Source organism: Caulobacter sp. 602-2, assembly GCF_011043625.1.
Taxonomy (GTDB): domain Bacteria; phylum Pseudomonadota; class Alphaproteobacteria; order Caulobacterales; family Caulobacteraceae; genus Caulobacter.
This window is the reverse complement of record NZ_JAAKGT010000004.1, coordinates 362,910-374,596: the sequence shown is the minus strand read 5'-3', so window position 1 is coordinate 374,596 and position 11,687 is coordinate 362,910. Positions and strand designations below refer to the sequence as shown.

General features: G+C 67.8%; 9 protein-coding genes and 1 pseudogene. 2 read left to right on the top strand and 8 right to left on the bottom strand.

All coding sequences use genetic code 11. The features are described 5' to 3' along the window. Positions 1-40: 40 nt before the first annotated feature. Entirely contained in the window at positions 41-670 is a 630-nt protein-coding gene (locus G5B46_RS11935) for a TetR/AcrR family transcriptional regulator (protein WP_101720668.1), read from the bottom strand. A 319-nt stretch (positions 671-989) separates the two neighbouring features. Between G5B46_RS11935 and G5B46_RS11930 the strand changes: the two genes are divergently transcribed. Further along, a complete protein-coding gene (locus G5B46_RS11930; protein ID WP_101720624.1) occupies positions 990-1,814 on the top strand; it encodes a UDP-2,3-diacylglucosamine diphosphatase in 825 nt (274 codons plus the stop codon). Further along, the gene (locus G5B46_RS11925) at positions 1,814-2,905 is read left to right on the top strand and encodes a glycosyltransferase family 1 protein (protein WP_165258909.1); all 1,092 of its coding nucleotides are present in this window, start codon (positions 1,814-1,816) and stop codon (positions 2,903-2,905) included. The genes G5B46_RS11930 and G5B46_RS11925 overlap by 1 nt, the downstream gene beginning before the upstream one ends. Before the next feature lie 3 nt (positions 2,906-2,908). Here G5B46_RS11925 and G5B46_RS24420 read toward each other — a convergent pair. The 7 genes and pseudogenes from G5B46_RS24420 to phnE form a co-directional block, all read right to left on the bottom strand. Then, a pseudogene (locus tag G5B46_RS24420) lies at positions 2,909-3,045 on the bottom strand (hypothetical protein); the annotation flags it as partial. A gap of 11 nt (positions 3,046-3,056) precedes the next feature. After that, on the bottom strand, positions 3,057-3,824 hold the full coding sequence (locus G5B46_RS11920) for a TIGR02281 family clan AA aspartic protease (protein WP_165258908.1): 768 nt from the start codon (positions 3,822-3,824) through the stop codon (positions 3,057-3,059). 21 nt (positions 3,825-3,845) lie between these two features. After that, positions 3,846-5,153, bottom strand: coding sequence for a hemolysin family protein (locus G5B46_RS11915; protein WP_165258906.1), 1,308 nt, complete (start codon positions 5,151-5,153; stop codon positions 3,846-3,848). Positions 5,154-5,322: 169 nt separating this feature from the next. Next, positions 5,323-6,366, bottom strand: a complete 1,044-nt coding sequence (locus G5B46_RS11910) for a substrate-binding domain-containing protein (RefSeq protein ID WP_116569529.1) — start codon at positions 6,364-6,366, stop codon at positions 5,323-5,325. Between the two features lie 69 nt (positions 6,367-6,435). Further along, positions 6,436-7,692 carry a porin gene (locus tag G5B46_RS11905; protein ID WP_165258904.1) on the bottom strand — a complete coding sequence of 419 codons (1,257 nt, stop codon included), beginning with the start codon at positions 7,690-7,692 and terminating at the stop codon, positions 6,436-6,438. 340 nt (positions 7,693-8,032) lie between these two features. After that, positions 8,033-10,453, bottom strand: a complete 2,421-nt coding sequence (locus G5B46_RS11900) for a TonB-dependent receptor (protein WP_165258902.1) — start codon at positions 10,451-10,453, stop codon at positions 8,033-8,035. 414 nt (positions 10,454-10,867) lie between these two features. Further along, the gene (gene phnE / locus G5B46_RS11895) at positions 10,868-11,686 is read right to left on the bottom strand and encodes a phosphonate ABC transporter, permease protein PhnE (RefSeq protein ID WP_165258900.1); all 819 of its coding nucleotides are present in this window, start codon (positions 11,684-11,686) and stop codon (positions 10,868-10,870) included. Between the last annotated feature and the right edge of the window lies 1 nt (position 11,687).

The window sequence follows — 11,687 nt, the reverse complement described above, 5'->3', positions numbered from 1 at the left end:
TCCCCCTGAAGGGGGAGCTGTCGCGGAGCGACTGAGGGGGTCAGTCCGGCCAGAGATCCTGGATGTCGCCCTTGCGGTTGAGCATGTGGGTGGCGCGCTTGATCAGCATCAGCAGGCGCTCGCGCCGGCCTTCGCCGTCATAGGTGAGCGTCGTGCGGGCCAGGCCCTCGAGCATGAAGCGGGCGAGGTCGCGGCTGGCCTGGAAGCGCGGGCCGGCGCCGGCGTGCAGGATCTTCAGGAAGTGGTCGCCGGCCTGGGCGCGGTCGAATTCGGCCTGGGCCGGCGCCAGCAGGGCCTGGATGGCCGGGTCGGTGCGACCGGCGGCCTCCAGCTCGGCGAAGGCCAGGAAGGGCTCGCTCTGCAGGAGGTCCCAGTAGCTGTCGATGGCGTGCTCGGTGACGTCGGCCCCGGCCGGGATGCTGTCGGCGGCGGCGCGGAACAGGGCCGAGCGGGCGGCCTGGACGTGGGCCACCCCGGCCTCGACCAGGGCTTCGCGGGTCGGAAAATGATAGAGCATCGCCCCGCGCGTCAGGCCCGCGGCGTCGGCGATCACCGGGTTGGTGGCCGCGTGGTAGCCGATCTCGGCGAACAGCCGCATGGCGCAGTCGAGGATGCGCGCGCGCGTCTTCAGCGACTTGGGTGTGTCCTTGGCGAGGCGGGCGGCGTCCATCGGGGTCATCTAGTGCGGACGATGCTGCGCTGCAACAGTCGTTTTCCCAATCAATGCAAGGGATCGCGGCGGTTTCAAGTCGTCGCCTGAGCGCCCGCCGCAACGGCGCCGAGTGATCGAAAGTCGAGCTTACCCAACGGCGCCCCGCCCACCAACCCGCCGACCGACCCGCCACTGGCCGCGGCGCCCTGCCGCTCCCGGCGCCGAACCCGGACGGTTTCATCAAAGCGACATGCAATCAGCTTATCCGGCTGGCTGTTCTCGCTTGGGGAAAGACGGTCGTCGCGGGGGCGGCCCGTCACAGCGCTGGGGAGCCGTCATGGCCGCCGACACCGAGATCCGCCGCTATCGCAGCATCTTCATCAGCGACATCCACCTGGGCACGCGCGGCTGCCAGGCCGAGCTGCTGCTGGACTTCATCCGCCACGTGGAATGCGACAAGCTCTACCTCGTCGGCGACATCGTCGACGGCTGGAAGCTGCGCAGCGGCTGGTACTGGCCCCAGAGCCACAACGACGTGGTGCAGAAGATCCTGCGCCTGGCCCGCAAGGGCGTCGAGGTGATCTACGTCCCCGGCAACCACGACGACCGCGTGCGCGACTTCTGCGGCACCCACTTCGGCGGCGTGGTGGTGGCCCGCGACGTGATCCACGAGGCCGCCGACGGCAAGCGCTACCTGGTGGTCCACGGCGACGAGTTCGACGGCGTCGTGCAGCACGCCAAGTGGCTCGCCTTCCTCGGGGATTGGTCCTATAGAACCATCCTCATGCTGAACACCTTGCTCAACCGCGCGCGGCGGAGGATGGGGTTCGGCTACTGGAGCCTCTCGGCCTACCTGAAGGTCAAGGTGAAGAACGCGTTGCAGTTCATCGAGAACTTCGAAGCCGCCGTCGCCGACGAAGCCCGTCGCCGCGGCGTCGACGGCGTCATCTGCGGCCATATCCACAAGGCCGAGATGCGAGAGATCGACGGTATTCTTTACGTCAACGACGGTGACTGGGTTGAAAGCTGCACCGCTCTGGTGGAGCATATGGACGGCCAGCTCGAAATCCTCGAATGGTCCAAGATGAGGTCCTGGTCGGTGATCGACCGGGCCCGGGCGCTCGCCGTCGAGCCCCCGTTGCCGGAGCCTGCCGCCGCCTGATGCGGATACTTCTCGCCACCGACGCATGGGAACCGCAGGTCAACGGCGTGGTTCGGACCCTCACCAAGGTGATGGCCGAGCTTCGCGCCATGGGCCATGAGGTGGACGTGGTCAGCCCTGACCAGTTCCCCACCTTCCCGCTGCCCACCTATCCCGAGATCAAGCTCGCGATCGGCGCCTACGAGCCGGTGCAGGAGCGCTTCAAGTCGTTCGAGCCCGAGGCGATCCACATCGCCACCGAGGGTCCGATCGGCCTGGCCGCGCGCCGCATCTGCCTGGAATGGAAGCTGCCGTTCACGACCAGCTACCACACGCGCTTTCCCGAGTACGTCTCGGCCCGCCTGCCGCTGCCGCTGGCGGCCGGCTACACCTACATGCGCTGGTTCCACAAGCCGTCGGGCCGCCTGATGGTGGCCACGCCCACCATGCGCGACGAGCTGGTGCGCCACGGCTTCCGCAACATCTCGCCCTGGTCGCGCGGCGTCGACACAGACGTCTTCAAGCCGCGCGCCGAAGGCGAACCGGACCTGTTCGAGGGCCTGGCCCGGCCGATCTTCCTCAATGTCGGCCGCGTGGCCGTGGAGAAGAACATCGAGGCCTTCGCCAGCCTCGACCTGCCGGGCACCAAGGTCGTCATCGGCGATGGTCCCCAGCGCGAGGAACTGGCCGAGAAGTATCCCGAGGTGAAGTTCCTGGGCGCCAAGTTCGGCGACGAGCTGGCCCGCCACTTCGCCTGCGCCGACGTCTTCTGCTTCCCGTCCCTGACCGACACCTTCGGCCTGGTGATCCTGGAGGCCATGGCCGCCGGCGTGCCGGTGGCGGCGTTCTCGGCTCCCGGCCCGATCGACATCATCCCCGGCTCCGGCGCCGGCGTGCTGGCTCCCGGCCAGACCGACGGCCTGCGCGAGGCGTGCCTGGCATGCCTGGACATCGACCACGCCGCGGTGCGCAAGTTCGCCGAGGGCTTCTCGTGGCGCGCCTGCGCCGAGGAGTTCTTCAAGAACCTGCAGCCCTACCCCGAACCGGAAAAGACCCGCTTCTGGCGGCGCCTGCGCCGCCTGGCGCGGATCCGGCGCAAGACGGCGGCCTGAACCCCCAATCCTCCCCCTGAAGGGGGAGGTGTCGGCGAAGCCGACGGAGGGGGAAGCAGCCTGTGAGCCAGCGCCCCCTCGTCGTCAGCAGGAACTTCCCCCTCCGGCCCTTCGGGCCACCTCCCCCTTCGGGGAGAGGGTCCAGAGTCCCCTACTCCTTCCACCGCAGGATCAGCTGCCCGCCGCGGACCTCGTAGGAGTCCAGGGTGTTGAGGAAGCTCATGCCCAGCAGCGAGGCGCTCATCGGGGCCTGGTTGACGTCCATGGGGAAGCGGTCGCGGCGGATCGGGCCGATCTCCAGCCGGTCGGCGGTCCACGACGCGCCGTAGCCCAGGCCGTTGGCGGTCTCGCTGGTCTGGTCGTAGCGCAGTCCGGCCATGTCGATCCCCACCCGCTGGGCGTCGGCGGGGCTGAGCACGGTGTTGGTGGCGCCGGTGTCGACCAGGAACAGCACCCGCTGGCCGTTGACCAGGCCGACCACGACGAAGGCGCCGCTGGCGTCCTGAGCCACGCGCAGCTCGCGCTCGCCCGTGGCCACGGCCGAACCGGGGGCCAAAGCCAGGCGCAGGCGCTGGGGCGCCTGGGCCAGTTCGGCGCGATAGAGATAACCAGTGGCCAGCACGACGACGATCGCCGCCCACAGCGCCGCATAGCCCAGGCCGTGCAGCGCCTGGCGGCGGGTGGCCCGCATCAGGCCGGTGGACAGCGCCAGCGCCAGGACGACGCCCCACACCAGATAGAAGCGGTCGTCGCCCCGGCTGACCGACCAGGGCGAGGCGCGCAGCAGGACCAGCAGCAGGGCCAGCCCCGCTCCGACCACGACCAGCCAGACCAGCCAGCGACGCCATGAGGCGCGCGCGGACGGCGGCGACTGCGGTTCGGGCGGCGGCTCGCCGCCCCAGGGCCCCGGATGGCTCAACGCCCTACCCTCGCGACGCCGTCAGTCGTCGTCGCCCTCGCGGCCCTTGCCAGCCTTGAGGATGACCTTGTCGATGCGCGAGCCGTCCATGTCGACGATCTCGACGTCGAAGGCGCCCAGGTGCAGGATCTCGCCCTCGGCCGGGATGCGGCCCAGGCGGTCGAGGATCAGGCCGGCCACGGTGTGATAGCCGCCCTCGGCCTCGAAGTTCTCGCCCAGGGCGTCGTTGAGCTCCTGGATGTCGAGGCGGGCGTCGACCAGCCAGCTGCCGTCCTCGCGGCGCAGGATCCGGCGCTCGCCCTCGTCGTGATCCTCGGGGAAGTCGCCGGCGATCATCTCCAGGAGGTCGATCGGGGTGATGACGCCCTGCACCGAGCCGAACTCGTCGACCACCAGAGCCACGTGCAGCGAGGTCTGCTTGAAGACGGCCATGGCGCGCAGCAGCGACATGGTCTCGGGGATGGCGATCGGCTGCTGGATGTGGGCGCGCAGGTCCAGCGGCTCGCCGCCGAGGCAGGCGTCCAGCAGGTCCTTCTTCAGCACCACGCCGATCTCGCCGTCGAGGTCGCCTTCCAGGGCCACGACGATGCGCGAATAGGGGCACTCGCGCACCTCGGCCAGGACGGCCTCGGGCTCGTCGGACAGCGAGATCCAGTAGAGGTCGCGGCGCGGGGTCATGGCCACGCGCACCGGCCGGTCGCCCAGGCGCAGCACTTCCTGGATCATCGAGCGCTCTTCCGGCTCGATCAGGCCCGCGTCGGCGCCTTCGGCCAGCACGGTCTCGACCTCCTCGGAGGTGATGCCGCTGTTGCGCTCGTCGCGCACGCCCATCAGCTTGAGGATGGCGGCGGTCGACACCGTCAGCAGGGTCACGAACGGGCGCAGCACAGTGGCCACCAGGGCCAGGAACGGGGCCATGGCGCGGGCGATGGTGTCGGGGAAGATCAGGGCCAGGCGCTTGGGCACCAGCTCGCCCAGGATCACCGAGACGTAGGTCAGGCCCACGACGACGATGGTGGTGGCGATGATCTCCGAATGCGGGCCGATCACCGGCTGCGGCTCCAGCCACTTGTCCAGAGCGCCGGCGATGGTGGCCTGGCCGTAGGCGCCGGCCAGGATGCCGATCAGGGTGATGCCCACCTGCACGGCCGAGAGGAAGCGGGTCGGGTGCTCGGCCAGGGACAGGGCGATCTTGGCCCCGCGGTCCCCTCTGTCGGCCTGGCTCTGTAGTCTGGCCCGGCGCGCGGAGACCACCGCGAGTTCGGACATGGCGAAAACCCCGTTCAGCAGAACGAGGAACAGAACGACGGCGAGCGCGAGGAGTATCATTGTCCCTAGGGGCAAGTGACGCGGCGCCGGACGGCGGCCACGGCCCAGACTTTCATTACGCGGCGCGGGCGGACCAGGGCGCACTATACAAAAGAAAACGCCACGGCCCATAGGACCGCGACGCAATCTTCGGTCGCGGAGCGAAAACCGCTCCGAAAAGCGCCCCTTTCTACGAGGCCGGACGAGCCATCGCGGTCTTCTTGGCCACCACGTCCTTCTGGGCCTGGTGCTGGCCGGGCGGCAGCGGGATCAGGCCGCGGCCCTGCAGGTAGCCGCCGCGACCGGTGGCGGCGTCGGAGGTGAACTCCTTGAGGAAGTCCTCAAGGCCCGGCGTGACGCCGATGTTGGACTTCTTGACGTAGATGAACAGCGAGCGCGACAGCGGGTAGGAACCGTCGGCGATGGTCTGGGCCGAGGGACGCACGCCGTTGATCGAGGCGCCCTTGATCTTGTCCATGTTCTCTTCGAGGTAGGACCAGCCGAAGACGCCCAGCGCGCCGGGGGTCTTGGTCAGGGTGCCGACCAGGGCGTTGTCGTTCTCGCCGGCGTCGATCCAGCCGTCGTTGCGCAGCGGGTCGACCTTGGCCTTGAACAGCTTCTCGTTGTCCGAGCGGATGGCGTCGATCGACGGGAACTTGCGGGCGCCGGCCTCGATGGCCAGCTCGACGAAGGCGTCGCGGGTGCCCGAGGTCGGGGGCGGGCCGTAGACCAGGATCTTGTTGCCCGGCAGACCGCCGCCGACGTCGTCCCAGCTGTTGGTGGTGTTCTTCACCCACTGGCCGCCCTTGTAGACGTTGGCCGCCAGGCCCAGGAACAGCTGCTCGGTCTTGAAGTTGTAGTCGGCGCCGTCCTTGTCGGTGGCGACCACGATGCCGTCGAAGCCGATCTTGATCTGGATGATGTCCTTGACGCCCTTGGCGGCGCAGGCGTCGAACTCGCTCTTCTTCATCGGACGCGAGGCGTTGGCGATATCGGGGAAGCCCTCGCCCGCGCCGCCGCAGAACAGCTTGATGCCGCCGCCGGTGCCCAGGCTCTCGACCTTGGGGGCCTTCTTGCCGGACTTCTTGGCGAAGTTCTCGGCGGTGCGGGTGGCGAACGGAAACACGGTCGAGGAGCCGGCGGCCCAGACATAGTCGCGGGCGGCGTGGGCGGGAACGGCGGCCAGGCCCGACAGGGCGACGGCGGCGGCCGCGCAGGACAGGAGCTTCTTCATCTTGGATTTCCTGACAGGGAAAGGATGGAGCCGGGCGCGCGCGTCTGGCTCGCCCGGCGAGACGCGGTCCTAGAAGTCCAGCTGAGCGCGCAGCTGGAACTGCTTGATGCTGTAGTCCTGGTTGGCGCCGAAGTTGTCGACGTCGCCGTCGGTGTAGTTGGCCTGGAAGCGCACGTACGAGGTCGGATAGTAGTTCAGGCCGAAGGTGACGCCCTTGTACTCGCCGGCCTGCGAGGTGGCAGGCTTGGTCTTCAGGGTCTCGTAGGCCTCGGTGGTGTCGGCGATGTCGTAGCGCAGGGCCAGTTCGACGCCGCCCCAGCCGCCGGCGGTGACCGGGTTGAGGATCTTGGGGCGTTTGAACTCGCCGGCCATGGCGTCGTAGTTGCGCATCTCGCCCGTCGGCCAGAAGGTCACGTAGGCGTAGCCGACCTTGATCTTCGGATCGCCGCCGACGGCCGCGCCGCCCAGGCGGGTGACGTCGATCGAGGCGTACTCGCCCTGCACCGAGAACGGCCCGTGCACATAGGCGCCCTCGAAGGCCAGGGTGTTGTCGCGATTGCCGATGCCGCCCGAGGTGTAGAAGGTGGCGTTGCTGTAGGCGGTGTTGGTGCGGCCGCTGTAGACAAAGGCCCCTTCGTCGCCGCGATTGCGGTAGCGGTAGGACAGCGCCAGGTGCAGCTTGTCGAGGTCGCCATTGACCGGCGCCCAGTGGGCGCGGGTGGTCAGGGTCAGGCGTTCCTTGGAGTCGGCGTTGGCGTTGGCCAGGTCGACGGTGTTGATCGGCGCGCCCTGCACCGCGCCCGTCAGGCTGTAGTTCAGGCCCTGATACTTGGCCACCACGCCCAGCAGGTAGGAATCGACGCCGAAGTCGCCGTAGGGACCACGGTCCATGAAGGTTATGAAGCGGGTCGAGGTCAGGTTCTCGAGGCCGGCGGCCTTGATGTTGCCGAACAGCAGCGAGACCGGCTCGCTTGGCTTGTACTCGATGACGACGTCGTCCCAGGCCCAGGCGCCGCCGTTCACGGCGCCGCCCTCGGCCTTGTAGGCGAAGTAGTTGTTCAGCTTGCCCTCGACGCCGAGGAAGACCTGGCGGCCGCGCACGTTGCGGGTGTCGAAGTCGCCGCCCGGGCCGTCGCGCTCGACGTCCTGGAACACGGCGTCCAGCAGGATCCGACCACGGACCTTGAAGGCCACATCGTCATTGGAGAATTGCGGAGATCCGCTCCACTTGACGCCCAGGTCCTGGGCTTGGGCGGCGGCGGCGAGGCCCAGGGCGAGCGAAAAGCCCAGCGCCGAGCGGGAAAGCAAAGAGGCACTGACACTCATTACGAGACACCCCCCTCTAGGTTTTGCGCCTGTTTTCCCGAGCCCCTCGCGGGCGGGATAACGACGTTCTGGGGCTTTAACGGGGGCTCGTGACGGTTCGGACACCGATTTAAGACAAGTCGGCGACAACTGATTTTTGTTCGATGAACTGTGATATCGCCAACGCGAACGGGGCGCCGGCGGCGCGGCGAAACCTCCGCTCACAGACGGACCGGTCCCTCCTGGAGGCTCTGGCCGGGCGCCGGAAAAGCAGAAGGGCGGCCCGTCGCCGGGCCGCCCTCGCCTTGTCTCGAAACCTTGCGTTCCGCCCCCGGAAGACCCGGGGGCGGACCATCCGGTCCTAGTACTTCACGCGCAGTTCCAGCCCGTAGGTGCGGGGCGGGTTGAAGTTGGCGTAGTCGCCGATCGTACCGCGGTTGGCGGCCGAGATGCGGTAGATGTGCTCTTCGTTGAGCAGGTTGCGCGACCACAGCGACAGGCTGGCCGAGGCGGCGCCGTCAGCCATGCTGATGTCGGCCAGGGTCAGGTTGCCGTTGACGATGAAGCTGCTGTCGGTCTTCACCGCCACGTATTCGGTCCGCGAAGCGGTCGCCGAGGTGTCGGCGAACTCGGTCTGGAACGAGTACTGGGCGTCGGCGTAGTTGGCGTCCAGGTGGGCGCGGAAGGTCATCGAACCGACCGGCTTCTTGTAGTCGATATAGGCCGAGGCGGCGTTCGGCGGCGTGTAGACCACGTTGACCGGGAACGGCGTGCCCTGCGGAACCACCGAGTTGCCGGTGAAGGGGAACGGCGCGTCCGGCACCTTCACGTCGGTGTAGGCGTACGAGAAGCCGACCAGGATGTCGTCGGTCAGCTTGGCCGTGATGTCGGCCTCGAAGCCGCGGATCTTCGAGGTGCCCGGCGCATTGCGGGTTTCCTCGGTGTGCGCGCCCTGGGTCGGGCTGCCGGGGGTGGTGTCGACGTTGTCGAAGTCGATCTGGGTGTCCTTGCGGTCCATGGCGTAGGCGGCCAGGTTCACGCGCAGACGGTTGTCCAGCAGGTCCATCTTGGCGCCGACTTCATACGACTTCACCGTTTCCGGATCGAAGGCCTGGAAGTTCGACGAACGGGCGTTGGCGCCGCCGGCGCGGTAGCCGGTCGAGAACTTGGCGTAGAGGTTGATGTTCTCGGCGGCGTCGTAGGCGACGTTGATCATCGGGTCGAAGCGACCCTTGTCGTAGTCGAACTTGAAGTTCGTGGCCTTGCCGTTGACGATGTAGAGCGTGCCGTCGCGGGTGTCCTTGGTGTAGCGGCCGCCGAGCGTCAGGTGCAGGGCGTCCATCGACGGCGGGGTGTAGGTGCCCTGGCCGTAGACCGCGTAGCTCTCGGCGTCGGCTTCCGAAGCGCGGGTGATGAAGCGCGTGCCGCGCTGCCAGCCGGCGGTGCCCGCCGCGGCCTTCGAGGTGCCGTAGGCCGAGCGGATCGTGTAGGCGGTGCCGTCGGCGTTCCACTGGTTGGTGAACGGCGTGGCGGCCGATTCCTTCACGTGTTCCTTGAAGTAGTAGAGACCGCCGACATAGGTGAAGTTGTCACCGAAGTCGCCGACCAGCTGGAACTCCTGGCTGAACTGGCGCTGATAAAGGTCCGACAGGCTGTAGCGGCCGAAGTTGGCGTTCGGCGCGAAGACGTTGCGCGACTCGATGCCCGAGTTGTCCCACTGGTTGGTGGCGACGGCGCGGGCGGCGGTGATCGAGCGCAGTTCGAGGTTCGGCGCGAAGCGGTACTTCAGGTTGGCCATCAGGCCGCCCGTCTCGTCTACGCTGGGCTGCTGGATCGTGCCGATGTCCGAGACCGACTGGCGGTCGGTGCGGACCTTCACCAGCGGCGACAGCGGGTTGATCGTGCCGGCCGGAGCGCTGGCGGCGGCCAGCATCTCGGCCTGGGTGCGGACGCGCTTGCCGTAGGGGTTGTAGCTGACCAGCTGGCTGAAGAACGGCGTGTTCTCGTCCTTGGCGTAGTCGAAGGCGACCAGGGCGCTGAACTTGTCGTTCGGGCGGTACAGACCGCTGATGCGGCCGCCCTTGCGGTCGTACTGGTTCCAGCCGGCCTGGCCTTCCAGCGGGTTCTTGGTGGTCGGGTCTTGGTGCTGGAGCAGCGCGTCGACCTTCACCGACAGGTTGGCGAACTCCTGGAAGTCCTGGTGCAGTTCACCGGTGTAGGAGCCGTAGTTGCCGAAGCCGGCGACGACGCGGCCGCCGAACTCGCCCGTCGGGGCCTTGGTGACGATGCTGAGCGCGCCGCCCTCGGTGTTGCGGCCGAACAGCGTGCCTTGCGGGCCGCGCAGCACCTCGATGCGCTCCAGGTCAAGCAGGGCGGCGTTCAGGCCCTGCTGGCGGCCCAGATAGACGCCGTCGATATAGACGCCGACGCCCTGGTCGCGGGCGGTCTGGTTGGCGTCGAACGGCACGATGCCGCGGATGCCGATGGTCAGGGCCGACTGGCGGGCCTCGAAGGTGGCGACGCGCAGCGACGGGATGGCGCCGTCCTGCAGGCTGATCAGGCTTTCGGCGTGGCGGTCGGCCATGGCCGTGGCGCTCAGCACCGAGATGGCGATCGGCGTGTTCTGGAGGTTGGTTTCGCGCTTGGTGGCGGTGACGACGACGTTGTCCAGCGCGGTGGCGTCATCGGCAGGCGCGGCGGGCGCGACATCGGCGGCGTACGCAACTTGCGCCGTGGCGAGCATGAGGACGGCGATGGCCGCGCCTTCGAAATACTTACGCATGAATGTGTACCCCTTCTTGGTGGGGCGGGGGATAAAACGCCAGCGATGACGCTTCGGCGACACCAATATGTATGTTTCAAGACGTGATAAATTTGCGCCACAGCCGATACAGGCCGCCGCACTCATGCATAAATTGTAGATAACAACGTTCGTTTTTGACGGACGATACTAGATCTGAAACCGCCGGTTCGCCCTAGAGACCTTCGCCCGCCGCCCATGGCGGATTCGCCGACTTAAAAGCCCCGGATGGCGCGGCGATATACTTGAGGACACGGGCAGTCATGCTCGCGAAATCTTCGCCGCGAGATGGGCGCGAGCGCTCCGTCCCCGCCAAAGCCGCCGGACGGCGCGCGGGCTTGGCGGGTGACACAAAACCGTCGCTGGAAATTTCAAAGGCGAAGCGGCGCGCGACGCCTACAGCAGGCGCGAACGGATCGCCTGCGACAGCAGGTCGATCATCGACACCGCCACCACGATGACCAGGACGATGCAGCCGGTCTGGTCGAACTGGAAGGCGTTGATCGAGTCGATGAGGATCTGGCCGATGCCGCCGGCCCCGATCAGGCCCAGCACGGTGGCCGAGCGGGCGCTGCTTTCGAAGCGATAGAGAGCGTAGCTGGTCCACAGCGGGGCCACCTGCGGGATCACGCCCCAGACGATCTCCTGCAGCTTGACCGCGCCGGTGGCGCGCACGCCCTCGACCGGCCCCTTGTCGATCGACTCCACGGCCTCGGCGAACAGCTTGGCCAGCACGCCGCCGGTGTTGAACATGATCGCCATGACGCCGGCGAACGGCCCCAGGCCCACGGCGGTGATGAAGATCAGCGCCACCACCAGGTCGGGGATCGAGCGGATCAGGTCGAGCAGGCGGCGCACCGGCTGCTGGATCCACCAGGGCGTGATGTTGCGGGCGCCGAGAATGCCCAGCGGCACGGCGACGAGCACGGCCAGCGCCGTGCCCCACAACGCCATCTGGATCGTCTCCCACATCTTGGCGACGAACAGCGACCAGTCCATCGCCAGGAAGGCGTCCAGATCGGTGAAGGCCGAGAAGAAGCCGCGCGCGAACTCGCGCATGCGCTCCGAACCGGCGAACAGCTCGGGGAACTTGTCGATCTCGGCCGGCTTGAAGCTGATGATCAGCAGCAGCGCCACGCCGCCCCACAACAGGACGTCGAAGGCGAGCGCCGAGGTCGAACGCTTCGGCGGGGCCGGGATCGGAGCGTCGCTCATC